Annotated in this window: 27 protein-coding genes and 1 riboswitch; of the genes, 5 read left to right on the top strand and 22 right to left on the bottom strand. The window is 44.5% G+C overall.

The window, feature by feature from the left end; translation table 11 throughout:
- Nucleotides 1–210 precede the first annotated feature (210 nt).
- A complete protein-coding gene (locus ABU165_RS17015) occupies nt 211–654 on the bottom strand; it encodes a CBS domain-containing protein (RefSeq protein ID WP_009793348.1) in 444 nt (147 codons plus the stop codon).
- Nucleotides 655–909: 255 nt separating this feature from the next.
- Nucleotides 910–1,048: riboswitch (cyclic di-AMP (ydaO/yuaA leader) on the bottom strand.
- A gap of 358 nt (nt 1,049–1,406) precedes the next feature.
- On the opposite strand from ABU165_RS17015, the gene ABU165_RS17010 reads away from it, so the two are divergent.
- Nucleotides 1,407–1,592, top strand: coding sequence for a hypothetical protein (locus ABU165_RS17010; protein WP_035402415.1), 186 nt, complete (start codon nt 1,407–1,409; stop codon nt 1,590–1,592).
- 165 nt (nt 1,593–1,757) lie between these two features.
- Here the strand turns inward: ABU165_RS17010 and ABU165_RS17005 are convergent, their stop codons facing one another.
- Nucleotides 1,758–2,534, bottom strand: coding sequence for a LysM peptidoglycan-binding domain-containing protein (locus ABU165_RS17005; protein ID WP_129612650.1), 777 nt, complete (start codon nt 2,532–2,534; stop codon nt 1,758–1,760).
- Between the two features lie 400 nt (nt 2,535–2,934).
- Between ABU165_RS17005 and ABU165_RS17000 the strand changes: the two genes are divergently transcribed.
- Complete coding sequence (locus ABU165_RS17000) at nt 2,935–3,126, top strand: hypothetical protein (RefSeq protein ID WP_022543984.1); 192 nt, start codon at nt 2,935–2,937, stop codon at nt 3,124–3,126.
- Nucleotides 3,127–3,159: 33 nt separating this feature from the next.
- Here ABU165_RS17000 and ABU165_RS16995 read toward each other — a convergent pair whose 3' ends face one another.
- Nucleotides 3,160–3,636, bottom strand: a complete 477-nt coding sequence (locus ABU165_RS16995) for a hypothetical protein (protein ID WP_094767690.1) — start codon at nt 3,634–3,636, stop codon at nt 3,160–3,162.
- Between the two features lie 25 nt (nt 3,637–3,661).
- Nucleotides 3,662–4,123 carry a hypothetical protein gene (locus ABU165_RS16990; protein ID WP_094767691.1) on the bottom strand — a complete coding sequence of 154 codons (462 nt, stop codon included), beginning with the start codon at nt 4,121–4,123 and terminating at the stop codon, nt 3,662–3,664.
- Nucleotides 4,124–4,448: 325 nt separating this feature from the next.
- Here ABU165_RS16990 and spoIIP point away from each other — a divergent pair, with 325 nt between their 5' ends.
- Entirely contained in the window at nt 4,449–5,582 is a 1,134-nt protein-coding gene (gene spoIIP / locus ABU165_RS16985; RefSeq protein WP_050767291.1) for a stage II sporulation protein P, read from the top strand.
- 49 nt (nt 5,583–5,631) lie between these two features.
- Here spoIIP and ABU165_RS16980 read toward each other — a convergent pair whose 3' ends face one another.
- The 5 genes from ABU165_RS16980 to ABU165_RS16960 all read right to left on the bottom strand — a co-directional run bounded on the left by ABU165_RS16980 (nt 5,632) and on the right by ABU165_RS16960 (nt 11,038).
- Nucleotides 5,632–6,492 (bottom strand): DMT family transporter, encoded by an 861-nt coding sequence (locus tag ABU165_RS16980; RefSeq protein ID WP_009793339.1) that lies wholly within the window; start codon nt 6,490–6,492, stop codon nt 5,632–5,634.
- Nucleotides 6,493–6,624: 132 nt separating this feature from the next.
- Nucleotides 6,625–8,505 (bottom strand): FtsX-like permease family protein, encoded by a 1,881-nt coding sequence (locus ABU165_RS16975; protein WP_094767692.1) that lies wholly within the window; start codon nt 8,503–8,505, stop codon nt 6,625–6,627.
- Nucleotides 8,480–9,244: an ABC transporter ATP-binding protein gene (locus ABU165_RS16970; RefSeq protein ID WP_035402406.1), complete on the bottom strand. Its 765-nt coding sequence runs from the start codon at nt 9,242–9,244 to the stop codon at nt 8,480–8,482. The genes ABU165_RS16975 and ABU165_RS16970 overlap by 26 nt, the downstream gene beginning before the upstream one ends.
- A 60-nt stretch (nt 9,245–9,304) precedes the next feature.
- Nucleotides 9,305–10,333 carry a sensor histidine kinase gene (locus tag ABU165_RS16965; RefSeq protein WP_094767693.1) on the bottom strand — a complete coding sequence of 343 codons (1,029 nt, stop codon included), beginning with the start codon at nt 10,331–10,333 and terminating at the stop codon, nt 9,305–9,307.
- A 6-nt stretch (nt 10,334–10,339) separates the two neighbouring features.
- Complete coding sequence (locus ABU165_RS16960) at nt 10,340–11,038, bottom strand: response regulator transcription factor (RefSeq protein ID WP_009793335.1); 699 nt, start codon at nt 11,036–11,038, stop codon at nt 10,340–10,342.
- A 220-nt stretch (nt 11,039–11,258) separates the two neighbouring features.
- Here ABU165_RS16960 and ABU165_RS16955 point away from each other — a divergent pair, with 220 nt between their 5' ends.
- Nucleotides 11,259–11,786 (top strand): small multi-drug export protein, encoded by a 528-nt coding sequence (locus tag ABU165_RS16955; RefSeq protein WP_022543988.1) that lies wholly within the window; start codon nt 11,259–11,261, stop codon nt 11,784–11,786.
- Here the strand turns inward: ABU165_RS16955 and ABU165_RS16950 are convergent.
- From ABU165_RS16950 to msrA, 3 genes are all read right to left on the bottom strand, one after another.
- Complete coding sequence (locus tag ABU165_RS16950) at nt 11,728–12,861, bottom strand: DUF1835 domain-containing protein (protein WP_318060321.1); 1,134 nt, start codon at nt 12,859–12,861, stop codon at nt 11,728–11,730. The two genes, ABU165_RS16955 and ABU165_RS16950, sit on opposite strands and share 59 nt — an antisense overlap.
- Nucleotides 12,862–13,404 (bottom strand): GNAT family N-acetyltransferase, encoded by a 543-nt coding sequence (locus ABU165_RS16945; protein WP_094767695.1) that lies wholly within the window; start codon nt 13,402–13,404, stop codon nt 12,862–12,864.
- 264 nt (nt 13,405–13,668) lie between these two features.
- Nucleotides 13,669–14,199 carry a peptide-methionine (S)-S-oxide reductase MsrA gene (msrA, locus tag ABU165_RS16940; protein WP_094767696.1) on the bottom strand — a complete coding sequence of 177 codons (531 nt, stop codon included), beginning with the start codon at nt 14,197–14,199 and terminating at the stop codon, nt 13,669–13,671.
- Nucleotides 14,200–14,398: 199 nt separating this feature from the next.
- On the opposite strand from msrA, the gene ABU165_RS16935 reads away from it, so the two are divergent.
- Nucleotides 14,399–14,635, top strand: coding sequence for a hypothetical protein (locus ABU165_RS16935; RefSeq protein ID WP_022543989.1), 237 nt, complete (start codon nt 14,399–14,401; stop codon nt 14,633–14,635).
- Nucleotides 14,636–14,682: 47 nt separating this feature from the next.
- Here the strand turns inward: ABU165_RS16935 and ABU165_RS16930 are convergent, their stop codons facing one another.
- The 10 genes from ABU165_RS16930 to ABU165_RS16885 form a co-directional block, all read right to left on the bottom strand.
- Nucleotides 14,683–15,975: a histidine--tRNA ligase gene (locus tag ABU165_RS16930; RefSeq protein ID WP_224950624.1), complete on the bottom strand. Its 1,293-nt coding sequence runs from the start codon at nt 15,973–15,975 to the stop codon at nt 14,683–14,685.
- A gap of 255 nt (nt 15,976–16,230) precedes the next feature.
- Nucleotides 16,231–17,079: a halocarboxylic acid dehydrogenase DehI family protein gene (locus tag ABU165_RS16925; RefSeq protein WP_224950626.1), complete on the bottom strand. Its 849-nt coding sequence runs from the start codon at nt 17,077–17,079 to the stop codon at nt 16,231–16,233.
- Between the two features lie 167 nt (nt 17,080–17,246).
- Complete coding sequence (locus ABU165_RS16920; RefSeq protein ID WP_094767700.1) at nt 17,247–18,185, bottom strand: catalase family peroxidase; 939 nt, start codon at nt 18,183–18,185, stop codon at nt 17,247–17,249.
- A gap of 79 nt (nt 18,186–18,264) precedes the next feature.
- On the bottom strand, nt 18,265–18,999 hold the full coding sequence (locus ABU165_RS16915) for a hypothetical protein (RefSeq protein ID WP_318060322.1): 735 nt from the start codon (nt 18,997–18,999) through the stop codon (nt 18,265–18,267).
- 352 nt (nt 19,000–19,351) lie between these two features.
- A complete protein-coding gene (locus ABU165_RS16910) occupies nt 19,352–20,203 on the bottom strand; it encodes an AraC family transcriptional regulator (protein WP_318060323.1) in 852 nt (283 codons plus the stop codon).
- Between the two features lie 160 nt (nt 20,204–20,363).
- Nucleotides 20,364–21,476, bottom strand: coding sequence for an ABC transporter substrate-binding protein (locus ABU165_RS16905; protein ID WP_318060324.1), 1,113 nt, complete (start codon nt 21,474–21,476; stop codon nt 20,364–20,366).
- Complete coding sequence (locus ABU165_RS16900) at nt 21,477–21,956, bottom strand: ABC transporter substrate-binding protein (protein WP_318060325.1); 480 nt, start codon at nt 21,954–21,956, stop codon at nt 21,477–21,479.
- A gap of 124 nt (nt 21,957–22,080) precedes the next feature.
- Nucleotides 22,081–22,596, bottom strand: a complete 516-nt coding sequence (locus tag ABU165_RS16895) for an RNA polymerase sigma factor (RefSeq protein WP_094767702.1) — start codon at nt 22,594–22,596, stop codon at nt 22,081–22,083.
- Between the two features lie 11 nt (nt 22,597–22,607).
- Complete coding sequence (locus ABU165_RS16890; RefSeq protein ID WP_483299088.1) at nt 22,608–24,818, bottom strand: sensor histidine kinase; 2,211 nt, start codon at nt 24,816–24,818, stop codon at nt 22,608–22,610.
- Nucleotides 24,819–24,822: 4 nt separating this feature from the next.
- Nucleotides 24,823–25,515 carry a response regulator transcription factor gene (locus tag ABU165_RS16885; RefSeq protein ID WP_148949303.1) on the bottom strand — a complete coding sequence of 231 codons (693 nt, stop codon included), beginning with the start codon at nt 25,513–25,515 and terminating at the stop codon, nt 24,823–24,825.
- Between the last annotated feature and the right edge of the window lie 470 nt (nt 25,516–25,985).

The following is a 25,985-nucleotide window of genomic DNA, read 5'->3' as shown; positions in this document are numbered from 1 at the left end:
GTCCTTAATTTTGATGTAATCTCTTTAAAAGTCGGGCGAAGCAGCTTCTAGATGTAATGCTCACCCTTCATTTTAAAGTCTTCCCCCTAAAATTGATGCCATTTTCCAACGGAACAATGCAATCCCTGTATCAATCCTCCCCTAACCCCTGCTGCGCCAAAAAGTCCATACAAAATTGTATGGACTTTTTTTCTAAATAAAAGCGGCTGCTTATGTTGTCTTGCTCTGCTCCCCGGGAACAGACAAGTCCCTTTCTTTGAAGCTGCCTGCCAGATAATCGATAATTTCCCTTCTTCGGATCAATCCTATGAATACGCCGCTGTCGTCCGTAACAGGGACAAAATTCTGATTTAGTGATGAATTAATGATTTCTTCCATCTCACTGCTAACTAGCACTGGCTCATATGATCTATGAAGCGGCACATCCTTCAGCATCACTCCCTGGATCTCATTAAAGTCGACCCTGCCCATGCTTTTGAGCTTCCATAACAAGTCTCCTTCTGACAAGGAACCTACATACTTTCCTTCTTTATTTAATATCGGAAAGGTTGTATAACGGTGATACTCCATTTTTTCCATGGCTTGCCTCATTGTCCAATGGTCGTAGACAAAAACCAGTTCATTTTTAGGCAATAAAAAAAACGCGATATTCATTACAGCTGATTCTCCTTCTTCTTATCAGTGAACACCTGCAGCATTCAATCCGGCTTAATGGTTCCCTTGGGATTATTGGGCACAAACTGTCCCTTGGCAATGAAAATGCCTAAACAGCCACATTCCCTTTCTTCCCTGAAAACAGCCGCTCTAAAACGTACGCAGATAATATACAGCACAAAAAGACCTATCCTGGCTCCAGGCAGCTTCTGCAAATTTGGATGCAAGGGTGCTGCTCATTAGGCGGTCTAAAATGACCTCACTCGCTTTAGCCGACGAAGTTAGCTGACGGGCAGGATGGCGAAAGATCATTCTCATCCCTCCTGCTTCCTGCAGGATTAGCCCCAAAAATTGGTTCCTCCGCTCTCAATATGAGATTAAGCCGATTCATTTTTCAGGTGTTGAAATAATTTTACTTCCAACTTTCCGTATAAGCAAATTTCTGCATATCCCTTTTTTTATCTGACTTTCAGCATTCTGCAAAAAAATGAGTGAATCCTCTATTCTACAAAGACATCAACATGTTTTCAACCCGTTTATTTCTTTTTTTATTTCTTTTTTATTTTCCGTTGACAGCCATTAAGTTCGTGAGTAAGATAAGGCAGAACAGGATTTATTATTGGAAATCATGACTTAAAAATCCGGTTTCTCCTCCTCTGTTTTTGTATAAAACAAGAGGATCTGAGAATAGGAGAAACCATGATGGAATGCATGCATTATACCTTTTAAACACCACAGCAACGGGAGGATTTATGGGAAACACTTGCCGATATGTCATTAATGCAGTTGGAAAAGGCGGAGAAACCTACTATACGCAATGCAAAGATAAAAAAGAAATGGAAGAATGGATTTCTGAGCATCAGGACCGGATAGTGATGGAGGAAATCAAGGTGAAGGACAAAAATAAGCATCCGCTGCTGAAGCTGTTTTCAAAATAAAGCATAACACCCTATAGACTTGTACTGATAGAGAGCTTGCTGAAGCTCTCTATTTTCTACCTAGCCATTCTACTTTCATTTAAGCAAACATTGCCGAAGAAGTCTGGAAATAATCATGGGGAATGGCAAGGGAGGGGACCGCTGGATCCCCTCCCTTTTTCATTTTCAGTTTGCTTTCACGCTTCCGAGAATCGAGATCATTGTCCCGTAAACCTCTTCTGATTCCTCCTGGTTCACATAATGAATGGTGAATCGAAGCAGCTTCCCGTCTACATTTTTGACAATGATGTTTGCCTGGTCAGTTTTGTTATGTGCGTGCAGCACCATCATACTGTCTCTATAAAATGGAAGCTGTACTGGTTTCATTTCTTCAGGCTTGCCAATCGTCCTAAGATATTCCAGAGAATTTTTCTTTACTTCATCCATTGCTGATTTTCCGTCAAGAACTTCCACCCTGGCAAAATACCGGCTATTCTTCCCATATTCCAAAAGGAAGCGGCGCGGCTCTTCTGCATGAAATGTGTAACCTTTCTTGGGGGAAACGGACAATTTCACCTTTTCAGCATCATATGAAGCAATACTGCCTTTATTGACTGACAGATTCTGCCCTATTAGGATCAGGTCGCTCCTCAGTCCGTTTATTTTCTTGAGTTCAGCGACACTGAGACCGTATTTTTGTCCGAGTCTCCAGAGTGTGTCTCCTTTCTTCACTGTAATCTTTCCGGGAACCTCCAATCTGCTGCCTGCATAGATCAAATCGCCCTTTAATTTATTGAGATGCTTCAGCTGTCCGACTGTACTGCCATATTGCCTGGCAATGCTATAGAGAGTGTCCCCTTTTTTGATCGTATAAAACTCTTCAGCAGATGCAGTGCCCTGGCTGAATGTCAGAATGCCAAGGATGACAAGCGCTGAAGCAGCCAGTTTTTTTACTTTTTTCATTTTAGAATCCCCCTTCTGTCAATCTTGTTGTATTTTGCCTTCACAACAGATTAGACGGGGAGAACAAAGAACCGTTTCAGGGGGACAAGCCCATTTTGGTTAAAGCATGATATCTTTTTATACGGCTTATATTTTAAGTACGGAATGTATTTTCCAATATTGACGCAGGTTATTATCAAACCGCAGAACTTATATCGACTATTCCAGTTCCCTGGTTTCTTTTCAGAAGGATGGCAAATATTTCATTTAGGACTGAGTTCTTTTTCAATAAGATGTTTTTTTGCAGAAGAAAGATTAGAGAGTAATTGCCGGGGTAAAAGTATCTTAGCTTCTCATTTATTAAGTGCTTTTCGCCAGACTTCCTTTGTATAAAGGAGGATTGGCGGGAGGTGATTAATTTTTGAGAAAGGCGTACAGCATAAAAGATCTGATAGCTTATCTGGATATGAAAGATTATCCGCTGTCTGAGGAGGCCATTCTGGATCTCATACAAAAACGGAAACTCCCCCATCAAAGACCTTTTGGCAGCATGATCGTTTTTGATCTGGATCATATAGACTGGTGGGTAGACCATCAGCGCAGCAATGGTTAGCTGTCAGCAGGCCCCGCTCTCTAAGAGCGGGGCTCAGTTCTGTTCACTGGGATCGGAACTTCGCAGCTTTTCATAGAGCACTTGGAAGCCATATAAAAGGACTGCTCTGAACTGCTGAAGCAGGATGAATTGCTGCTTAGTCATTTTTTTGAGAGAAGCAATTCCTGCCCACTCCAAAAACCGGACGCCTGGGAATGCATATAAAATATGAAGGACAAAATTGACGATCATATATAAACCAAACTTCCCGTACATATACTTCAATACCAGAAAGGACAAAACGAAATAAGGTCCGATAACAAATGGTACATCTCCTCTTATCTTAGGATGGATACTGGATTGGAAAACCCACCACTTGCGTTTTGCTGCAGGTATATTCATGATCGCTGCAATGGTACATATGAATATAGATGCCGGAAGAAATCTTTTAAAAGACCTCTTTCCTATCAGGGGAATACTAGCCCAGGAAAGAAGCATCATCACAGCCAAAAGCAGTCTTTGCCGTTTCATATAAGCACCTCTTTTATGGAACAAACTATTTTGCGCCTTCCAGTTTACGTACCCATTTATAATACTGAATCAATAAAAAGAACAAAATTGGATCAGCAATGGCAGCATGCCACAGCTTCCACCACCCGTAGTGAAAATATCCCCACGGCTCAGGTAGCAAAGTGCAATATTCGTAAAGAAGAATGGCTATCACCCAGAAAACTACATAAAATATCCTTGTCAGTCTATCAGAGCTAAAAGGATAGCGGCTGAGAAAGAGGACATTCACCGGGGGAAGCAGCAGTGTGTGTGCCAGCAGTCCGCCAATATCAGGATCCAGGCTGAAATACCAGTATCCATGGAGCTTAAATTCTATGATAACGTCAAAGGTTTGCTGAAATGCAATCGTAAATGCCCATATATGCAGCTTCTGATTGCCAGTCAGGGTTTTGCCGAACTTTACAGCTGCGATATTAAAAATGATAATTGAAATGGTTAGTCCTGCCATATCTTTTCCCTACTTTTCAATCAGCAGGATTCTGCTTTTTTTTATTATGGCATTGTTAAACTTTGTTGTTGATTTTGGGCTCATTTCAGCTGTACTGAAATGCGTGTAAAACAGACTTTCACACGAATGAGCCCAAAATCAACTAGGTACACTAACATAGCCTTTATTATAAAATCTCCTCATTGGCGGCAGGTTATTCATGTGATGTTCAGATAGAGCCTTTCACATTCTGCAGGCTCTTTCCCCGTAAAACTTTACAAATCATTGTCCCCTCATATCGCATACTCTCGTAAAAATGAGCATATGGTGAATTGAGGTGAATTTCATGATAAAAGTTGTAACAGTAAACGTTAAACATTACAAAGATCTCATCTACCTACTAATCGCGGCCGCCGTTTTCCTCTTTTCTATCATTATCTACACTCAATTCAGCTCAAAGTCACTGGAGCGCGTCATGAGAAATATTGAAATCAATGAACTGCTGACTTATTTTATCAGCTCGGCCAATCATTCCTTCGCTCCTGACAGCGATCCTTTCACATTTGAAAATGTGACAGATGCCTTATTTTCCCTTGCCACTAATGTAAAGCCTACGGATGCCCGTACCTTTCTCGGGACAGAGCTTCCCGGCCTTGTTTATTTTGATACAGAAATAGTGGTTGCAGGGGAAGGAACAGATCTTTCCACCCTTCCATTTGAATCAGCACCTCCAGCAGAAGTACTCATGAATGAGCGTGAAGTTGCAGAAGAAAAGCTGCAGCAGCCTGTGGCGGACAAGCCGGCACAACCGGCCAAAAAGCCTGAAAAAACAGATGTGCTGATTTATCATTCACATAATATGGAGGCCTTCCTTCCGCTGCTGAAAAATACAAAAGACGCCAATAAAGCCGTAACTTCAGATGAACGGGCCAATGTGGTCGGACTGGGCAGCAAACTTTCAGATGCACTCCTGCAAAAAGGGATCGGAGCATCCCAGGATAAGACCAATATTAATAAAGAATTGCTTAAGAGAGAGTGGACCTACTCTTCTTCCTATAAAGTATCCAATGAAGTTGTCCACGCTTCTGCAGAAGCAAATCCAAATTTGAAATATTTCATAGACATCCACCGCGATTCTGCCCGGAAGGATAAAACGACTGCGACGATCAACGGCAAAACCTATGCACGTCTGTATTTCATCGTCGGCAAGGAAAATAAAAATTACCAGGCCAATCTGGAATATACAAAAAAACTGAATGCGAAGGTTGAAGAAAAATACCCGGGCCTCAGCCGTGGAGTATTCTTAAAGACAAAGCTTGAAGGAAACGGGGTATATAACCAGGATATATCCAACAGAGCCATTCTGGTAGAGCTTGGCGGGGTCGATAATAATCTGGAGGAACTCCACAGAACAGTTGATGCTTTATCTGAAGCTTTTGCAGATATCTATTGGGACGAGAACGGCGGCAGCAAGGAGTAATCCGCCGCGAACAGAGAAAAGCCGCACTTCTGAGGTGCGGCTCTCTTTGTTAGGTACTGCTCTTTTTGAAAGTCCAGTTGACAAGAAAAATCCCGAGAAAAATAAGTGCTCCTCCGGCATAGACATACCAATGGACAGCTTCCCCCAGCAGAAGCCATCCGGACAGCACGCCAAAGAATGGGGCAAGGAAAAGGAAGGCACTCGTTTTCCCCGGATCTCCTTTGCTTAATAAATAAAACCAGACAGCGAATTGGACAATAGATGCCATCAAAGCGAGCCATACAACAATGAAGATTGAAAGCGGAGTGATGTGCAGCTCAATCTTTTCCATGGTCAAGCTCATAAGCAGCAGGACGATTCCTCCGAAAAGAAGCTGATAAGCTGTCAAAACCCAGGTATTGAATTGCCCTCCCCACCTTTTAATAAGCAAGGTCGCGATTGCCCATGAAAAAGCTGCCCCAAGACCGAGCAGGGTGCCTGATTCCAGCCGAAATTGAAAGCCAAGTGTCAGGATCACACCCAGAAATCCAGCAATGACGCCTATCCATTGAATCTTTGTATATTTTAGGCCGAAAATGATCGTGCCCAGAACAACAACAATCAGCGGATTACTGAACGTAAGTATGGATGATTCCCCGGCAGTGATGGTCCTTAAGCTGAGAAAAATACACCCCATCACCCCTGCTGTCTGAAACAGGCCGATCGAGAACACCTTCAGCCAGTCTGGCAATGCACTTGGCCGCGGCTTCCGCTGTACAATGACTGCCATCAGCACCCCGGCAATGGTAAAACGAAGCCCTGTCAGCATAAGGGGGGAAATATAATCAAGTCCGATTTTACCTATAGCAAAGGACGATCCCATAAGAGAGGTTGTCAAAAGTACCAGCAGCATATAAGTGAGGCGGTTCATATCAGCATCCCCCTGTTAGTATTAACTCTATGTACACTTATCTATTTTACAGGCAGACAGGCAGACAGCGTCAACAAATCCGTTTGCCGCCGCGTAAAATAAGCAGGACCCTGATTTCTGGTCCTGCTGCATTTAGCGGAGTGCCTTCTTGATATTTTTCAAGTATGCCGAACGGATGAATACATAATAAACCAGCTGAATCAGTAAAAAGCTTCCCAGCACAAGGGCTGACTCCTTGAAGAGCGAGGTGCCGAACATATTCTGCATGCTGGTAAGAGCTACAGCACCGTGGACAGCTGCAACGCCTGACGGTACAAAAAACAGGAGCCCGATCTGCACTGAAACCACTTTTGACAGTTCATCATCCGTTAGTCCGATCTTTGCAATGCGGGAAAATTTCTTTTTATCCTCATCAAGATCGCTAAAGAGCCTGAAGTAAAGAAAGCTCCCGGCGGCAACAAAAAACACTGCTCCGATAAATAGGCCGACAAATAGGATGGCCCCATACCCTTGAACAATCTTATCCATTTCATGAGCTAGCGGAAAAAAGCTGTATTCTTTTCCAAGTCTGCTGATCGGAAGCTCTTTCGCCAGTTCTTCCCCGATATCTGATGTGCTTTTCCAATCTTCTGCATCAAAAATATAAAAATGCTGTGTTTTGGCAGAACTTCGCAGCGCGGCAAACTTATTGTCTGATACAACATAAAAGCTTTCATAGGAAGGGAACGCAAATGATTGTGTATTTCCAGCTATGGAAATGGGCTCCCCGCTTTCTTTGAGGGTCAGATTTGTTTGTTTTTCTTTTTCAGCAGGTGTTTTCATAGGTATTATTTTGATTGCTTTGTCTCCTTTAGGATCTACTGCTTTCCCGCCTGCCGCTCTTGCTATCGGGTTATATTCAGAACTTTTCACAAACATCGCCTGACTGTCGCCGACAGTCTGGTAAAGCCCTTTTGCTCTAAGTTCGCGATAGGAGATCCCCTCTTCATTAAGCCTAGTCCGGATGAGCTCAACCTGGGATGCTTCCCTCTCGTTTCCTGCATAGCTGCTGTAGTCAAAAGCAAACGGATTCTCCTCCTGGACTGCCTTGGTCATAACTGTCCTGAAGCCGATCAGTGCGCCAATGGCTGAAAATGCCACAGTAGATACAATCGAAACAATGAAGAAGGTACGGGCGTTATCCTTCATCCTGTAAGCTAAATCAGAGAAAAGAAGCAGATTCGTCTTTTTGAACAGGATTGATGGATTCTTTTTTAAGCGGCCGATGATATACACGCTGAGCTGTGTAAAGAGAAAATAAGTCCCGATGATGACAACAGTGCTGACCGGCACCAATGCCACGCTTACATAAACCCCCTTCACCCTGAGCGCAGTAATATACCCTGCGGCAAGAAGCAAGGCAGATAGCAGGGCAAGCAGGCTGGAAGCGCGCGGTTCAGGCTTTGGAGCAGCGCTTCTTTTAATAAAAGCTGTCAGCTGATTCCCCCTGAACATGGAAACTGTGAAAAATGAAATAACTGCGAACAGCAGGACAAAAGCACCCGCTGTAAGGCCCAGCGCTTCAACAGGCATATAAAAAGGCAGGGACTTTTTTAAACCGAGTACATTTTCAGCTGCGAGCAGGATTGCCTTGGCAAGCACCATGCCAGTTCCGATTCCTGTCAGAATTGAAACCAGTCCGATCATCATGTTTTCCATGAAGATCATCTTTCTGAGCTGCATACCTGTCATTCCATGCATAACCAGCAATCCGAGCTCCTTTTTTCTCGATTTCAGGAATGCACTCATGCTGAAAAGGACAAAAAAGAAGGAAAACACATATATAACTGCTTCGGCAAAGTGCAACCCAGTTGAAACATGCCCGCCGATTCCTTCTGTTTTAAGGCCCGGATGGAAGGCAAAAACCGCATAGACGAAAAATACCATGACCGAAAAAGCGCTGCTCAGCAGATAAGCCGCATACAGCCGTTTATTGCGGTGCACATTCTTAAACGCGAATTGACGAAAGGTCATGTGCATTCCCTCCCAGTATTGAAAGCATATCAATGATTTTCTGGAAAAAGGCCTGGCGGCTGTCTCCCTGGCGGATTTCATTATAGAGCCTGCCATCCTTGATAAAGATAACCCGGTCACAATAACTGGCAGCCAGGGCATCATGGGTGACAAGCAGCATGGTGGTACCGTCATTCCTGTTTATGTCTGACATAGTTTCCATCACATCGCGTGAAGCCTTTGAATCCAGATTCCCTGTCGGTTCGTCTGCCAGCAGGAGCTTCGGGGTATGAATGATGGCCCTTGCAATCGCCGCTCTTTGTGCCTGTCCGCCCGAAATTTCATAGGTCCTTTTATTCATGATCGGCCGGATGCCAAGCTTGTCTGCGACCTTTTCTGCTTTCTCTTCCATTTCCCTGACGCGTACCCCTTCCAATGTAAGAGGAAGCATCATATTTTCTTTCACAGTCAGCGTCTCAAGCAGATTAAAATCCTGAAAAACAAAACCAAGCTCTCTCCGGCGGAATTTCGCAAGATCCCTTTTCTTCAGCTTGTTCGGATCTTTTCCTTCTATCAGGATTTCGCCTGATGTTGGAGAATCAATCGTGGATATCATATTCAGCAGTGTAGTCTTTCCGCTGCCTGAAGGGCCCATGATCCCTGCGAACTCCCCTTTGCTGATTTCCAGGCTGAGTTCTGACAGTGCCCGGTAAGAAACCTTTCCTGTATATACTTTACTTAGCCGATTTATCTGAAGCATCTTCATTTAATTTCTCCTCTCTTTCTTCTGATGCTTTAATAGTAAAGGAGAGAGATTGCTTCAGCTATCGAAGTTCCTTTCACGAGGCTTACAATCTTGTAAGATGCTGTTCGGCTCATTGAACAGGAAGCGAACAGCAGTCCCCTTTCCTTCCTCGGACTCCAGCTCCAGCTGAAATTGAAGCTTCATGCTGATTTCTGAAACCAGATACAGTCCCATTCCTGTAGACTCCGGGAAACGGCGCCCGTTTTCGCCGGTAAAGAAAGGCTGGAAGACACGCTCGATATCACTGGCCGGTATTCCATGCCCGCGGTCCTTCACTTCAAGGATGACAGTTTCTCCTTCCTGCCAGAAGGAGATGGTCACCTGTTGATTTGTACCTTTTGAATATTTGATGCTGTTTATCAGAATCTGGGAGACTGCGAACTCGAGCCATTTCTTGTCAGAATGGACAATAAGATCAGCTCCAGCTGCAATTTCAGGATAAACTTCATTCCGGATGAACAAGCGCTTGTTCTCCTGCACCAGTTTCACAGCCAGCTCCCTTAGCCTGACAGGCTCTGCATGGAAATCATGCTCAAAAGATTTAAGCCTTGCATTGTACAGTACTGTTTCCAGACCTTTTTGAATTCTGTCCGTCTCTTCCCTGATGTTTTCACGGCTTACTTCGTCCTCATCCTGCAGCAGCAGTTCTATGACAGATAGAGGGGTCTTCATTTGATGCACCCACTGATTCATAAAGATAAGATGTTCGTTTTTATCTCTTTCCCATTGCGCCAGCTTGTTCTCATAAAGCTGGTATTGATTCAGCAAAAGCTGATCAAGTGCTTCTGCCATCGGATAGAAGCCTGTCGCAGAAATCGATTCATCGAGAGCCGCAAACGGATTAGTGAGCCGTGCATAATATCCCTTCATTCCTGCATAACGGAAAACCAGATAACCGCCGAGCAGGCAAAGCCCCAAAAAAACAGTATATAAGCTTACCTTTATGTCCCGGAATCCTGCCATACGATAGATAATAAGCACAGAAAAGAGCATGACAATATGGAGAAAGATGACCCCTGAATGATCCTTAAAAAAGAGCTTCAACACCAATCAGCTCCTTTTCCAGGTATTTTGAAGCAGATAGCCTGCTCCCCTGACGGTCTCAACCGCTCCGGTTATAGATATTTCCCTGAGCTTTTTTCTTACTCTGTTCATATTGACATTCAATGTGTTTTCATCCACATAAGCCTGATCATCCCACAGCTTTTCGAGCAGCGCTTCCCTGCTGGCAAAGCGGGGATATCTTTTCATCAGAATTTCCAGGACCGCACACTCATTCTTTGTGACCGAAGCCTGCTTTTCCTCAAAAACAAGCAGGAGTCTTTCAGGATAAAGGATAAGTCCCTCAGCTTCAATCTGCCGTTCCTTCACATTCAATGCATATTCCCCATATGCCCTCCTAAGATGGCTCTTGATTTTAGCCAGGACGACCTCATAATGAAATGGCTTGGTTATGTAATCATCGCCTCCATGCTCTAATGCCATAATCTGGTCCATCTCACCCGCACGGGCTGAAATGAATATGATCGGGCAGGTGGTCAACTGCCTGAGCTGGCGTGTCCAGTAAAAACCGTCATAGCTCGGCAGATTGATATCCATCAGGACCATCGCAGGCTGCTCTCTTTCAAAGCATTTAACTACCTCATCGAATTCCGTGCATACCGCAGCTTCATAGCCATACTTCATGAGATGCGACTTCAGCAGATCTGCTATTTTCACATCATCTTCCACAAGCAATATTTTGTGCATATCCTCTCTCCTGTTTACAATAAGTTTGATTTAATTTTAACAGCATGATGTTTTCTTCTGAATATAGCCGCAGACACACTTTCAGCCCTCATTTTATATGCTGGAAGAAGATATATCTGCGTTTTAAATAAACATTAAACCCGATCCTACCCAATATTAAACTGGCGCTCTTATAATAGTAATAAATAGTTTGAGCAATATTGAAGAAAGGAGAAGAATGATGATTGAATGGGCTCAATCTGCCAGTGCTTTCTGGCAGTATGTCGTTATTTTTATTTTCTCAGCTGCACCCTGGATGGACATTTCCATTGTGGTTCCGCTTGGAGTACTTTGGGGGCTGTCACCCTTTTGGACAGGAGTCCTGGCATTTGCCGGAAATCTTCTGCTGCTCATTTTGCTTGCCATCTTTTTTGAGCAATTTTTTCAGTGGAGGAATAGAAGGCGGGAGAAAAAAGGCGCAGCCGGCCCCACAAAAAGAGATAAACGTTCACAGCAGCTTTGGGAAAAATACGGTATCCCGGGCCTCGCCCTTCTCGCACCGCTATTGGTGGGGACTGATATTGCTGCCGTAGCCGCTTTTTCCCTCGGGGCTTCCCGTTCCCGGGTTCTTGCCTGGATGACCGTCAGCCTTGCCATGTGGACAATCGTGTTTGCGGCTGCTTCCGCCTATGGGGTCAGTTTGCTGGATTTCACCCAGGAAGCGCTGTTGGTTTCTCCTCCCGCAGTTTTACCCGGTAATGCCTCATAGATTTCGGGACTCCTCTTAATTCAAGGATGCCATGGTATATCAGCTCTCTAAGGCGGTACTCCAGGTAAAATAAATCTGTGTCCGGCAAGTCTTTATCTGTAATGGCTCCAATTAGGTGTCCAGCTCTGACAAAGCCATCTTCACTATCAGCTTCCATTTCTTTTATTGTTTCGATGATTCTATGGTCAAAATGGTCCTCTCGAACGGAGACAATGCTTCCGTTCTCCCAAATGCGCAAAACAGATTGAGTGCGGGCGAGTTTTTCCCACTCACTCAGCAGCTTCATTCGCTCTTTCTCGCTCAGGGGGGAGTTCTCTTTGCCCCTCTTAAAAATAAGCGACAGATTGTCGGGCTCCATTTGGCTTGTATAACGGGCAGGCCCATTATTCTTCAAGCCCATCTCTGTAAATTGGCCAGTGGAATTAATGACGATTATGTCATTTTTCTTGCCTTTTAGCAGATTCATTAAATAGCGGAGATTTGTCTGCTCATCCGCATTTTCGCCTGCCCATAGGTAGATGGGCACTTCTTCAGGAATATCAGCTATTTGCAAAAGCATATTGTCATTTTTCTGGTCCAGTTCAAAGTCTTCTATTTGGTAGTTGATATGGTCGAACATCCAGTCAGCACGATGTTTTTTCCCCTCTTCAGTATCCAGTTTCCATAGAGGCCCAATGCCAAGATATTCTATCTGGCTGATTACTTCCTCCCGCTGAGGCAGCATAACCCTTATGCTGCCGGCAGCGGATTCTGATGGTGCAATATGGACAGCGGTATATGATGGGCTTCTCCTGGTTCCCGTTTCTTTTTTATGCTTCTGAATCGCCCTGTTAATTATTTTGATCATTTTATAGTGATTTTCAAGACTCATGAAATAACCGCGGCCTTCCAGAGGCTGATGGTTTTCATGATAGAAATCAGAGAAATCCTCCCCTGGTGCCATCTCATAAGTCTGCTTCTCCAGTTCACGGAAACTATTGGAATCCAGAAATTCTGTCCTATTTATTTTGTAGACAAAAACAACATTCGGCTCAGCATAGAAATAAACAAAAGGAAATCGGATTCTTGTAGACATTCAGTCACTCTCCATTCCTGCAGCAGTATGGTGAAGATGCCATTCTTCCCCAAGAATCGCATAATAATATTCATCCCGCCATCCTTCTCCATGCGGAATGCACTTTTTGAAAAACCCTTCTCTCCTCATCCCGATTCTTTCCATTACTTTATAGGATGCAATATTTTCCGGCTGGCAGGTAGCAATGATTCTGTGGAGATTCTTTTGTTCGAACCCGTGCTTCAAAACAGCAGATGCTGCTTCAGATGCTAATCCCCTGTTCTGGAAATGTGGGTTCATTACCCAGCCGATTTCATAGGTATGTGTTCCAAAATAGGGATGAAAAACGATATGGCCGGCGAGCTGACTGTTTTCTTTAACAATGATTGGGTAGTTTCTGGCTTCAATCATATTTTCCTTTACAAACTTCATGGCAGCTTCTTGATTGAAAACACCTTCCGGCATATACTCCATGACTTGTGCATCAGAGGTATAAGTATAAAATTCCCGCCAGTCCTCCTCTTGAAAATCCCTGATGATCAGCCGTTCTGTTTCTATATACATTGATTATGCTCCTTTGTATTCAGATCAACTGACAATATTCGGCATTTTATAGAGGAATTCCTGCTGAGCTAATTTGTTTTCTTTATTTGAAGATGCAAACTGTTTTTCAGTGAAAGGACTTTAATATCAGACTAGAGATGCAGCTTACCCTTTGAGTTATGGCAGCAATATTTCCCGCGCTTCGGTATGTTCTCCATCCTCTCAGAAGATAGTGTCATAAATAAAAAAAGCCCCGCATGCAAGATTGCGGGGCCTTACTGAGCTTTACTTTTCCCAATGTTCTTTAATGAACTTATCACGCCCTGATTTTTCTCTGTCTTCCTTGTAATGGGCGGAATTTTTCTTATAATAGTCCTGATGATAATCTTCAGCCGGGTAAAAGGTTTCAGCAGGCAGCACCTTTGTGACAATCGGCTTGCTGAACTTTCCACTTTCCGCAAGCTTATTGCGGGCGGCGATTGCTTTGTCCCTCTGAGTTTCATTATGATAGAAAACAGCAGTCCGATACTGGTCCCCGCGGTCATGGAACTGGCCGCCTTCATCGGTAGGATCTATTTGCTGCCAGAACAGCTCAAGCAGGTTTTCATATGGAAACACCTCAGGATCAAATTCGATCTGGACGACCTCATAATGGCCGCTGTCCCCTTTTTTCACATCTTCATATGTGGGATTAGCAGCATGCCCGCCGGTATAGCCGGAAATGATGCTATGTATTCCGTCAAATTGATCGAAAGGCTTGACCATGCACCAGAAGCAGCCTCCAGCAAAAGTTGCCAATTCTTTTCTCTCTGTCATTCACAAATCACCTTTTCTATTAAATATGAGAAGCTTTTCTACCAGTTTACCACCTCCACTGGCTTTTGGATATTCTCATGTTCAGTATAAGAAATTTTCACTGGGCAAATGTCCATTTTCAAAATTCCCCGCCATAATTGCGGGCAACTGCCCTCCTTCTGCATAGCATACAGAGAAAAAGAGACTGGAGGCTATGCAAATGAATCCTTATATGGCAATTCCTGAATATGCATATCAGCAGCATGATGAAAGGTTCCTTCCCCTTCTGGCAGTTGGTGCAGCTACAGGCGGGTTCGGTTTTGGCCGCCCTGGATGGGGCTATGGCGGGTATGGCTTTGGCTACGGCCGTCCCGGATGGGGCTATGGCAGGCCAGGCTGGGGATATGGACGTCCTGGATGGGGCTATGGTTTCGGACGCCCCGGCTTTTGGTATTAATTAAAATAGGAGAAGCATGCAAAGCAGATGTTTGCATGCTTCTTTTTTCAGACATACTTCTTAAAATCATATTTCTCGAATGCTTCTTCCCCTGTTTCCATATCCTTTACTTTATACTGGTTATTAGAGACTTCTTCTTCTCCCAGCAGAATTACTTTCCTGATGTTTTCCTTGTTAGCCCTTTCAAGAGCCTTGCTTATTTTGCGGCTGCCCAGCTCCAACTCTACTCTCCACCCTTTTTCGCGCAGATACTGTGCAAGAGCAAGGGATTCTTTTGGCGTATTGATTGGAATGAGAAAATAATCTGCCGTACTTTCCCGTTCAGTCCTGGAAAGGCTTTGGCTGACTGCGGTAAAAATGGCATCCAACCCAAAAGAGATTCCAACAGTCGCAACTTTTTTTCCGCTCCCTATGAAGCCCCCGATTGCGTTATCATATCTGCCGCCGCTCCCTATGCTTGAGGCAAGCGATCTGTCCGTGAGGAATATTTCATAGATCGTGCCTGTGTATATGTCCAGGCCTCTTGCTAAAAAAGGATTAAAAACCGCTTTCCGGCTGCAATTCAAATAGGTTAGATAACCTTCCAGCTCCTTCAATTCCTGCAATCCTTCTTTTAAGTGGACGTTTTTATCCTCCATTTCCTCATAGTAGGCAAGTTTTCCAATGCCCTTGTCAGAAATAAAGCCCGCAATTCTTTGAATCGCTTCGTACCCGATTCCCTTTGCTGCCAGTTCTTCAGAAACCTTCTGCCAGCCTGCTTTTTCCAGCTTATCGAGCACAAGGATTGCCTCATTGCGCTTCTCTTCCAGCACCCCGAATTCCTGCAGCATGCCGGAGAGCAGCTTGCGGTTATTATATTGAATTGTAATATCGAGGCCAATCCTCTGAAAGGCATCCAGTGCCATTACCATCAGCTCGGCTTCAGCAAGCTGGGAATCTGCCCCTGCTATATCAACATCACACTGTGTGAACTCGCGGAGACGCCCTGTCTTTATCGGGCCATCTCGGAAAACTCTGCCGATTTCATACCGCTTGAAAGGAAGCCGTATTCCAGGATTCATGGCAGCTGCTTTTGCAAATGGGATAGTCAAATCATACCTTAAAGCCAAATCTCTGCCGCCGCGGTCAGACAGCGTATACATCTCCTCAAGAATCTCTGCTCCTCCGCCATACTTAGAAGCGAGAAGTTCAGTATAGTTCAGAATCGGGGTTTCCAGCGGTTTGCATCCGTATTGAATGAATACATCCTCCAGTTCTCTTTGAATCCTCCGTCTTACAATCTCTTCTTCAGGCAAATAATCTTTAGTGCCTTTTACATTTTGATAATCCATCTTTTTCATCAGCGATTCCTCCAAATTAATTTTTAGAGATCATCCTCATCCTTTTAGAAATACAAAAAAACCGCACTCTTTTAAGTGGACACTTAAAATAATGCGGTTCATGATTAATAGCCTTCCTATTTGCGATTTTTTAAAAATCGATAGCAAGGCTAGTTTTTATGATGATGGTTTTGTGAAAATGGACAACAGCTTCTATCCGGCTGCATAAGGATCACCTCTAATTTCCATATAATGTAGCATAGAGGAATAAAAATATCAACCGGATTTTAATGGCGGATATAAAAAACGGCGGATGCACTCACCTTCTATGATAAGATCTGCAAGAAAATCAGAAAAAAGGGCAATCACTGCCATTATGCCGGCAGCATCCTTATGTGAGTACATGCCCGCCAGATCTTCAGGCGTGATAATAACAGGATAAGGAAAGTTTGTATGGACGAGCTGCCTGGCATGCTCCTTAATGCTCCTGGACCTCAGTGAAAACTCATCAGAAGATACATACTCTTTCATCCCAGACCAGACCGGCTGCAGAAATTCAGGATATAAAGCAAGTGCGCGGTAATCACTTGCAATATCATAGCTGTGCTTCACAGTCATAATATCCCAGAGTAACTCCTTTTGCCTGCTGTCAGCTTCCGGAAAATCGATCAGCCGGATGGATGGCAGTCCCGGTAAAATTCCCGGCTCTATCAATCCACCTGACAAGGCCACGCCCTTTATCGGCCTGTACCCCAAACTTTCCTGCCAGGCCAATGCAATCAAAAGAAGCTTGGGATTAACATAGTTGAAAGTAAATACTATTTTTTCAACTTTTTTCAGACGCTCCATACCCATAATACTCGCCCAGTCGTACCGTTCAGGCACGAAAGAAAGGGACGGTTCTCTCAAACTTGCTGCAGCCCTTTCTGCACTCATGGTGAGCATGCTGGAACGCACCTGCTGCCACCCTGTATAAAGAAATTTTTCGTATTGTGCCAGCGCCCGGAAGATAAAATTGATAATGGGCACCTTTAAAACTTGCTTTATATCACCATACAGCACCTTAAGTGAAGCTGAAGCGCTTTCCTCAAAAATTTCCGGAATGCCGAATTGTATTTTTTTCAATGTAGCCACCGTTTCCTTTTTCATTAAACATATGCTTAGAGAAACGGAATATGTAAGAACAGAAAACACTTCTTCCCAAGGCTTTAAAAGGGTGTGGATCACAGGATGCTGGCTGAAGAGGTCGGCAGACATAAGCAAAAAATAGAGCTGCCTTTACAGCAGCCCGTTTAAAGCCCTTCCTTCTTCTCGCTTTCACGCCTTTTCCTCGATTCATGGTAGGCTTCATGCCGGAAATGGAGGATAGGATCTTCGCTGCATTCAATGCCTTCAGGTAGAATGGTTGGATCAAAAAACTCTTCATTTGAATCTTCGAGCCTGCGGTTGACCGTCAGCTCCCCAACCGCAATCTTTTGCCTGTCTCCCGGCCATAGCACTGTAGGATCATCTGTCGGGTCATCTTTTTCTCCCAGCTGCACAGATAATGTAAAGCGGACTGGACCTTTTGCCAGCCTCTCATCCAGCTCTGTTTCGAGGTATGTTTCCCCAAGATGGCCGGCTGCTTCTTTTTTTGTATACATGCTGACCCCTTCTTCCGGCTCCCAGATGAATTTAACTGCCTGCCGTCCTCCCTCCCCGGTGGTGAGGTAAAAGGCATGGATAGAATAGTAAGGAGCTGCCGCATAGCTTGCAGGCAGTCTCACCTCCTGGATCAATTCAATGAACGCCTTGCTTTCAGGAAAGTCTTTAGCAATGCCTGCTAATGATTTAAGATCAGGCTTCCCCTTTCGGATAGAGGCGAACAGCTCGATGATTTTGGTGAAGGATTCAGGCGTTTTCGCAAAGAACAGCGGAACTGTCGTGCATACAAGGTTTGTAACGTCTCCGTCAGGCAGCTGGAATTGAACTGCCATTCCTTTAGGAGGAGTCAGGGCATCACTGTGTCCAGGATTTGTTGAGCTGTTGGAAAAACGGACGATAGCCGGCACCTCGCCACCCTGCAGATGAGGGGCAGACGTTAAATAGGCGGCTTTTCCGTTTGGCTTAAAAGTTCCTTTATAGGAGCTTCCCCGTGCATGCGCCCTTTTGCGGCCAGGGAACTTCCCGGCTGCTCCTTCAATACTGTCTATGGCACGTCCGGCAAGATTAGTATTTTCAATGCCATCCATTGGTTGGCCCCCTTTTCTCTTATTGATTACTCTATTCTTCCCCTGACCCGGCTACCAGAAACAAATGGGTGTGTGTTTTTTAAATGACCATAAGGAGTACTGAATAGCCGGCAAGGCCGATGCAAAAGGCCGCAAAGCTGCTTTCCCGCTCTTCGGGAAGCTCTTCCTTCAGCACATTCAGAACAACTCCTCCGGCCAGGAAAGCGACAAGGATTGAAATGATCAGGTCATGGACTTCCATAAAAGCTCCTATCACCCAGCCGAGCATAATTGCTGCAGTCAGGAGCTTGCGGCCGTATTTGTCATAAACTTCCCGGTGATCCCGCCTTAGCCCCCTGTCATTGGTGATGAAGTGAATGCTTAAAGCTATAAAATAAAAAAACATGCCCCATGGGCTTTCAAATTCCTCGCGGATGAGGAGATAGCCGATGATGCTGTTGTAAATAAAAAAAGATCCGATGTGAATCCAGAACACGCCTGCCGAAGTCTGATTTTCCGTCTTGTCTTTCTTCTTCTTTTTAGAAACCTTCACAATCCGTTCAAGGCCATAGAATATCGCCAGCCCGATCATGGCAATCAGATAAATATGATTCTCAATATATTTTCCAGCATCCGTCCCGATCGAATCCTCCAGGCTCTCCTGATAGCCATTCAATTCCGGGAGCAGGTGCAGGAACACATAAGCAACGGCAATGCCGCCGGCTATGGAAAGGATTCTGCTCCTTGGGGTTTCTTCAATAAAATTCATATATTTTGAGGAGAAATGGATGAGCGCAAAACCGATGGCAAAAACCATGCTGAGCCAAAAGATCATAAGATCATTCCTTTTTTAGTTTGGTGTCTGTTTCGGGACGGCAGGTTTGCTTGGATCGGCGCCGCTGCTGAAAATGTGAATTGGTAGAATATTTTTTGAAATGGTAGATTATCTGCTGAAAACGGTAGATTATCCTGCGAAATGATTGTATTATTTGCTGAATTGATTGAATTAACCGCCAAATAAATTAAAAAGCAGCTGCACCTATAAAAAATCCCAATAAGATACTAGATTTATCACAAACCACAAGCTTCCCGAAGCCTAATATTCCATAACCTGACTCCAGACAGTCTAAACACCCTTCTTTACGCAAAAAAGAGCAGCTTTCTGCCGCCCTTTCACTTCAATCTGCTTATTTTACCGGTATCCAGATCTCAGAATAGCAGTCCGGGCTGTAAGGATCATCGTCATTGTAGACTTCCAGCTCTGGTGTCCCAGCATGCTCGTACGGGTTGGAAGGGAACCACTCTGAGAAGATTTGCTTCCAGGTATTCTGCATAGCATCAGGCATCTCACCATGCACCTCGAAAACAGCCCATTTGGAGGCAGGAATGATCAGCTCTTCTAATCCTTCCGGCTTCCCGCCTTTGCACTCTGCCGCAATCCAATAGTCCATCTTCGGCTCTCCGGTCTCACCCCTTTTATCGACACAAATTCCAAGAACATGTTCATTCAGCGTAAAAAGGATTTTATTGATGCCGTCTTCATGCACCTGCTTCCACATTTTTGGAATGCCTTTGAAATTCTCACCTTTTTCCATGGAAAATTCCTTTCTGATCCCTGCCGCTGTAAAGCTTTCTTTTTCAATGATTTTGTACTTCATTGGTTCCGCTCCCTTCAAGGTTACCTGTATGACCAGGCGATTATAGGCGTTCAGCTGTCCAGCCTTTTTCCGCGCATCTGTTGGTGTCAGCCCATGCTGGCGGCGGAAGGCTTTCGCGAAAGCCTCGGGAGTGTCATAGCCATATTTCAGGGCGATATCGATGACCTTTTCATCTGATGTTGTAAGCTCCTGCGCTGCTAGCGTCAGCCTCCTCTTCCGCAGATATTCTCCAATCGACATATCTGTCAGTACCGAAAATGTCCGCTGAAAATGGAAGGAAGAAGCATTTGCCTCCAAGGCAATATCCTCAATTGAAATATCATCCAGAAGGTGTTCCTCCATATAATCGATCGCTTTCTGAAGCCCCTCAGCCCATCCCATATCGCTCACTCCTTGCTTTTATAGTAGCAGTGGAATCTCGCCTGCTCCTGTCAATTCCTGCTCTCTGCTGACAGAGACTATGTTCCATCTTATATAATTCGCGGCCGCCCTTCCAGTACCTTTTTTTCAAAAAAAAGAAACCCTAAGGTTCCAACATAGTCTATCTTCTTGACCAATGTCCTGCATCCACCGATGTTTCTGCCAGTTCAAAGGTTGTTGCATAGGGCTTGAAATCAACATGCTTGTTGACAGCATAAAGTTTATTCGGAACACAAAGAAACAAAAGCAGGGCATGATGATGGACGAAACGGTCAACATCCCTTGAAGCCTCCAGCAACCTGGACCTGTCGGTTTCTGCTGACATTTTAGCATATATCTCCTCAAACTCATTGAGAACAGGTCCGGTACGCAGCGATCCGTCACGGCCGAGTAGCTCCCGGTGAAAATAAGCAGGTGTTCCTTCGTAAAACAGCGCGGACGCTTCACCAATAAAAATGTCCCATGGAGGATTGAACTTCTTTTCTGCAATCAGGCGCCTCCAATATACTTCCTGTTCGGCAGGAAGTATTGAATATTCCACCTGGATGCCCAGACCATTCTGTATTTGTGCTGCCGTGGCCTTCAATAGCTTTTGGTGTTTCTGGAAAGATGCCATACGGAGCACCCGGCCGCTGGGATAGGCACCTTCAGCCAGAAGAGAACGCGCCTGCCCGAGATCAAAAGGGAATGGTTTGAGCTCCGGAGGAAAATCTTGTGCAAAAGAAGGTGTCAAGGCTGGCGGTGCCTCCGCAAACCCGTTATATGCGTTTTCAATCAGCAATTCACGGTCCAAGGCTAGATTAATGGCGAGGCGGAGGGACAGACTGTCAAAATTTACGTTCTTACGATATCTGTTGAAAATCCCTGCGACCGCTTCGTTTCCATTAGAAATGACAAGCCTGGCATACTTGGAAGCCACTGTTCCTTCCGCCTCATCGGGAGAAAGTTCAGTCACAATATCCACCTGACCTTCTGTGTTTTTGCACAGCTCCAGTGCCTGCTCTTTCGTCAGGTCGTTCCGAAAAACGGCTTTATCCAGCTTTGGTCCCCGGCCGCGATTATGATAAGCTTTATTTGCATCCAAGATAACATAGCGGGTCCTTTCCTCCATTACTGTCAGCCAAGCAGCCGCAAAAGGGGCATTCTCAATTAACGCTGGTATATTTTGAATCGAAGAATATCCTTCTGATAAAACAAATGGTCCGGTACCCCACGGGCCGGGTGCATCCAGCACTCACCAGTGTCCTTCTCCGCTGCCAAGCTTAAGGTAGCCAAAGCCGAGAGTATCCCAGAACCTTCTGTTTGCCAGATGGGCTGCACGCAGCTTTGCCGGAGCCAGTCCATCCGGATCGGCAAATTTCAGGAGGACCGTATACTCATCTTTTACTTCCAGTGTGAAAGGAATAAAGTTCAGGAAGGTTCCCGGAGGGTGTGGAGCTTGCCATCTGGACAGCTCGTGTAAGCTCTCCTGTACAGTTATTGCCGATAACTTCTCTCCATTCTGAAACTTCACTCCTTCCTTAATCCTGAGTTCAAGCACATTCTCACTGTGCCAGTGATAATCCGCCAGGTTCGGGACAACCTTCCCTTCCTTGTCAGCCCGGACCGCCTCCTCCATAGTATTGAATAAAATATACAGCCAATTTTGGGGAGAGGAATCTGCCACATAAATCATCCCGGCTGCTTCCTTTTTGCCTGTTTGCAAGCTTTTCATCGTTGCACCTCTTTGCTCCTAAAGTATCATTCTGGGTATAGAATATGCTTTTCTGGCGTATTTGCCCCAATTCCTAATACGCAAAAAAGGAGCCTTTTCGTGGCCCCTTTAGTTCTTATGTCTTCTATATATTCGCCGCTCCCATAAATAAAGGCTTCAATCTTTTCCTCGCCCTGTACAATCTTGTTTTTACTGTACATGGCTTCAGGTTAAGCATCTCTGCAATCTCTTTTTCCTTCAGTCCCTTGCTTGCTTTGAGGTGCAGGATATCTCTGTAGCCATCCCCTAGAGTATTAATCGCCCGATTGATCTGCGCCTCCATCAGCTGGGCCTCTACCATGCTGTCAACCGCTTCGCTATTAACACTCCCCAGAGCTTCGATTGCCTCTAATTCCATAGGCTGGCAGCTTTTCTTCCGTTCCCTGCGTACAAAATCAATTGCTGTTCTGGCTGCAGTAACAGACAGCCACGCTCCCAGCTTCTCCTTGTCTATAATGGTGTGTGCCTTATTAAGTGCCTTAATGAATGTTTCCTGGACAGCATCTTCGGCTAAATAAGAGTCTCTTGTAATAGAATAGCTGATATGGAAGAGCCTTTTTTTATGAGTTTCATATGAATTTGCTATTTCTGCCCCAGTCATTTTTCCACCCCTCACTCCTCCAATGGCAGTATAAGAATCACCTTGAAAAGATCGCCGTCAGTCCCGATTTCAAGCTCTCCTTCATGTAAATCAATGATCGATTTGGCGATGGCCAGCCCCAGGCCTGATCCATCAGTATGGCGTGATTCATCTCCCCGTTTAAATCTTTCGGACAGCTCTTCTGCGTTATCATTAAGCTCATATTTGGAGACATTCTTGAAAGTGATTTCCGCTTTTCGGCCAGTTTCCCGGATAGAGATATACACACGGCTGTTTTCCAGTGAGTACTTCAGGATATTGCCGATCAGATTATCAAAGACCCGCCAGATTTTTTGTCCATCAACCATAGCTGCCAGCGGTTTGTCAGGTTTTGTGACCCGGAAATTCAGGCTTGATCCCTGAATCATCTCATCATATTCTCCTAGGGACTGCTGAAGAAGCTGAACAAGGTCTGCTTTCGTTTTGGCAAGCTCGATATTTCCGCTTGCCATTTTGCTTACTTCAAACAGATCCTCAATCAAAACCTTCAGTCTTTGGGATTTGCGGTCTATGATTTCAAGGTACGCCTTCCTCTCATCCGCCTCGATGCCTTCCTGCTTCAATAGCTCTGTATAAGTGATAATCGACGTCAAAGGAGTCCGGAGATCATGGCTCACATTCGTGATCAGCTCTGTTTTCAGGCGCTCGCTCTTGGCTTCCTGCTTCTGTGAAGTCCGCACCGCTTCCTTCAATAGATTGACATTGGCAGCATGGTCAGCCAGGACAGATCTCCCTGCAACTTCCAGATCCGGACCCAGATTTCCTGAAGACAATTCCTCCGTATATTGGACGATGCGGTTAAAATAGCCGATCTTTCTTACAAGGCTCATGGCAATCCGCGTGCCCAAACCAAAGAGAATGATAAGATACACAATGATAAATATTGGATCTATAAGAATGATGATGGAAAGGGCTCCCATAGCAAACACGAGGATGAACATGATGAGCATTTTGGTGCTTGTGCTCCATTGTAAAAAGGCATCTTCCAAAGCTCTTTTGGATTGTGTATAAGCACTTTTGAGAACACTTCCTCCTTCATGGAGAAGACTCTTTTTCCATTCATTTTGGAATCGGTTTCCGTCCCTCACTACAGCTAAAATATAGAAAAACTGCACCAATGCCAATCCCCACAAGACTGTTCCAGCTATAATAAATGCAATCAGCTCCAGCCTGTCATACGGGACTTCTATCCAGTTTCTGACGCAGTCTATAATGACAGGCATACAAAGTGATGCACCCAGGGCAGAAAGCAGGAAAAAGAGAATTCTGGTATCGATCGGCAGCTTATTATAAAAAGGCACCCATTTTCCCATTTCGGTTTTTAATGCCGCAGATCTGCGCGTGACCATTATCCAGAGAAGGAAAGCAGCCATACCAGCGGCAGCCATAATTCCAAGTACCAATTGATTTAGCTTATAAGCTTGGCTTTCATAATAAAATGAATTTGAAGGCCCTATACTGGAGGCAACAGCAATTTTCCCTTCATAATCGCCAATGGCATTCAGAAGGGGATCAATCATTTCAGTTTCATGGGGCAGAGTATAGAAAAATGAATCTGGCCCCACGTAAAAATTTGTTGCAAACTGCACTTCATCTCCACGGAAATACTCTTCTGCTGTCTCACCGCTTTTTAAATCAACATTTGTAACTACCTTTCCATTCTGGTCATTTTTAAAATAATACAGAAAGTTCTTTTTAACCGTTTGATATTCTTCCCGGTACTGTTCCCTTTGTTTGAAAAGCGCTTCAAGCTTTTCTTCCTTTTCCTTGACCACCTTAGGCCTGACATGGTCATCACTTTGAAAATTCTTTGTAATGTCAGCGATTTTTTCATCTCTTTCCTTGATAAAACCTTCTTCTGCTTCAATATTTCCGGAATCGGCCGCACCCATAATGACAGCTTCGTACTGTGCATTGATATTATCTATCTGTGCCGGCAGGGAACCGTATCTCGTCCGATGTTCCTCAATTTCAGCGTCTGATACCGTTATGGCCTCTTTGGCTTCCGCTAAGTTAAGATCATGCAGCTCAAACATGCTTAAATATCCGGCTGCTTCATTAACTGAATACAGGAAAGAATCTGAATGAAAAAAATCACGATGAGAATAATTACTTGCTAAAAGAAAAGCTGAAAGCACCCCATTGATGAAAATGGTGAACAAAAGTGCCCATACGCCAATCATCAGCCTACCTTTCCATCTTGTATCCAACTCCCCAAACCACCTTTAAATATCTTGGATTTTTTGCATCGATCTCTATCTTTTCACGTATTTTCCTGATATGTACGGCAACCGTATTTTCTGCATTATAGCCCGGTTCCTTCCAGACCAGTTCATAGATTTCCTGGATGGAAAATACCCGGCCGGCATTAAGCATGAGCAGCTCTACTATTTTATATTCTATCGGTGTAAGCTTGACAGGCTCGCCATTAACCTTGACTTCCTTTGTTTCCTTTTCAAGCGTCAGGCCATTCAGATCCACGACTTTTCTGATGCCTTCAAAAGTCCCGAATGACACATATCTTCTCAGCTGTGACTTAACCCTTGCGACCAGTTCCATAGGATTGAAAGGCTTGGTTACATAGTCATCAGCGCCAACCTGCAGCCCCAGGATTTTGTCGGTATCCTCGCTTTTCGCGCTCAGGATGATAATCGGGATATTCTTTTTCTCCCTGATTTTATAAGTTGCTGAAATGCCGTCCAGATTCGGCATCATCACATCCAGGACGATCAGATGGATCTGGTGTTCATTGAGCATCTCGAGCGCTTCAATGCCATCGCCCGCCTTCAGCACCGTAATTCCTTCGTTTTTTAAATAAATTTCAATCGCGTCCCGGATCTCTTTTTCATCATCTACCACAAGTACATTATAATTTTCCATTCCCCTATTCCTACCTTCTTAGCAGCTGCTTATGTATCTATCATAAAGAGCAAATCTTAATATTCCTTTTATAAATATCTTAAGATTTTCTTAATATTGGATGTCGCTTCCACTATTGTATACTAGAAACCTAGCGGTGAAAGCAGCGAATAGAAAAAAGCCGCCGGGAGGCAGCTTAAGTGAAAGATAACGTATATAAGGTGAAAGCAAGTTCCTCCAGTGACTAATTGATCATGATTTCCGTTTATGGTGAAAATGGCCCCCTTTCGCTGGGCTGCTGTATATCTTTGAAATAAAATTTAGGCTGGCCTTTAAAGCAATAAAAAAGCTTCACATGTTTTTGGGAAGTGATTCTGTTCCGACCACTATTTTTCTGTTTACACGAAATAGCGGTTCCAGCTACTCCGGCTAGGACCATTATTTTTCTATTTACATCATATAGCGGTTCCAGCTACTCCGGCTAGGACCAC

This window comes from Cytobacillus sp. T106, from assembly GCF_040492155.1.
In the GTDB taxonomy this organism is placed as follows: Bacteria; Bacillota; Bacilli; order Bacillales; family Cytobacillaceae; genus Bacillus_AB; species Bacillus_AB infantis.
This window is presented reverse-complemented; position numbering and strand designations above follow the sequence as displayed.

Bases quoted from the DNA above. Each gene is read 5' to 3' on its own strand.
- ABU165_RS17015 (WP_009793348.1), bottom strand. From the start codon at position 654: ATGAATATCGCGTTTTTTTTATTGCCTAAAAATGAACTGGTTTTTGTC.
- ABU165_RS17010 (WP_035402415.1), top strand. From the start codon at position 1,407: ATGGGAAACACTTGCCGATATGTCATTAATGCAGTTGGAAAAGGCGGA.
- ABU165_RS17005 (WP_129612650.1), bottom strand. From the start codon at position 2,534: ATGAAAAAAGTAAAAAAACTGGCTGCTTCAGCGCTTGTCATCCTTGGC.
- ABU165_RS16995 (WP_094767690.1), bottom strand. From the start codon at position 3,636: ATGAAACGGCAAAGACTGCTTTTGGCTGTGATGATGCTTCTTTCCTGG.
- ABU165_RS16990 (WP_094767691.1), bottom strand. From the start codon at position 4,123: ATGGCAGGACTAACCATTTCAATTATCATTTTTAATATCGCAGCTGTA.
- spoIIP (WP_050767291.1), top strand. From the start codon at position 4,449: ATGATAAAAGTTGTAACAGTAAACGTTAAACATTACAAAGATCTCATC.
- ABU165_RS16980 (WP_009793339.1), bottom strand. From the start codon at position 6,492: ATGAACCGCCTCACTTATATGCTGCTGGTACTTTTGACAACCTCTCTT.
- ABU165_RS16975 (WP_094767692.1), bottom strand. From the start codon at position 8,505: ATGACCTTTCGTCAATTCGCGTTTAAGAATGTGCACCGCAATAAACGG.
- ABU165_RS16970 (WP_035402406.1), bottom strand. From the start codon at position 9,244: ATGCTTCAGATAAATCGGCTAAGTAAAGTATATACAGGAAAGGTTTCT.
- ABU165_RS16960 (WP_009793335.1), bottom strand. From the start codon at position 11,038: ATGCACAAAATATTGCTTGTGGAAGATGATGTGAAAATAGCAGATCTG.
- ABU165_RS16955 (WP_022543988.1), top strand. From the start codon at position 11,259: ATGATTGAATGGGCTCAATCTGCCAGTGCTTTCTGGCAGTATGTCGTT.
- ABU165_RS16950 (WP_318060321.1), bottom strand. From the start codon at position 12,861: ATGTCTACAAGAATCCGATTTCCTTTTGTTTATTTCTATGCTGAGCCG.
- ABU165_RS16945 (WP_094767695.1), bottom strand. From the start codon at position 13,404: ATGTATATAGAAACAGAACGGCTGATCATCAGGGATTTTCAAGAGGAG.
- msrA (WP_094767696.1), bottom strand. From the start codon at position 14,199: ATGACAGAGAGAAAAGAATTGGCAACTTTTGCTGGAGGCTGCTTCTGG.
- ABU165_RS16935 (WP_022543989.1), top strand. From the start codon at position 14,399: ATGAATCCTTATATGGCAATTCCTGAATATGCATATCAGCAGCATGAT.
- ABU165_RS16930 (WP_224950624.1), bottom strand. From the start codon at position 15,975: ATGAAAAAGATGGATTATCAAAATGTAAAAGGCACTAAAGATTATTTG.
- ABU165_RS16920 (WP_094767700.1), bottom strand. From the start codon at position 18,185: ATGGATGGCATTGAAAATACTAATCTTGCCGGACGTGCCATAGACAGT.
- ABU165_RS16915 (WP_318060322.1), bottom strand. From the start codon at position 18,999: ATGATCTTTTGGCTCAGCATGGTTTTTGCCATCGGTTTTGCGCTCATC.
- ABU165_RS16910 (WP_318060323.1), bottom strand. From the start codon at position 20,203: ATGGGATGGGCTGAGGGGCTTCAGAAAGCGATCGATTATATGGAGGAA.
- ABU165_RS16900 (WP_318060325.1), bottom strand. From the start codon at position 21,956: ATGAAAAGCTTGCAAACAGGCAAAAAGGAAGCAGCCGGGATGATTTAT.
- ABU165_RS16895 (WP_094767702.1), bottom strand. From the start codon at position 22,596: ATGACTGGGGCAGAAATAGCAAATTCATATGAAACTCATAAAAAAAGG.
- ABU165_RS16890 (WP_483299088.1), bottom strand. From the start codon at position 24,818: ATGATTGGCGTATGGGCACTTTTGTTCACCATTTTCATCAATGGGGTG.
- ABU165_RS16885 (WP_148949303.1), bottom strand. From the start codon at position 25,515: ATGGAAAATTATAATGTACTTGTGGTAGATGATGAAAAAGAGATCCGG.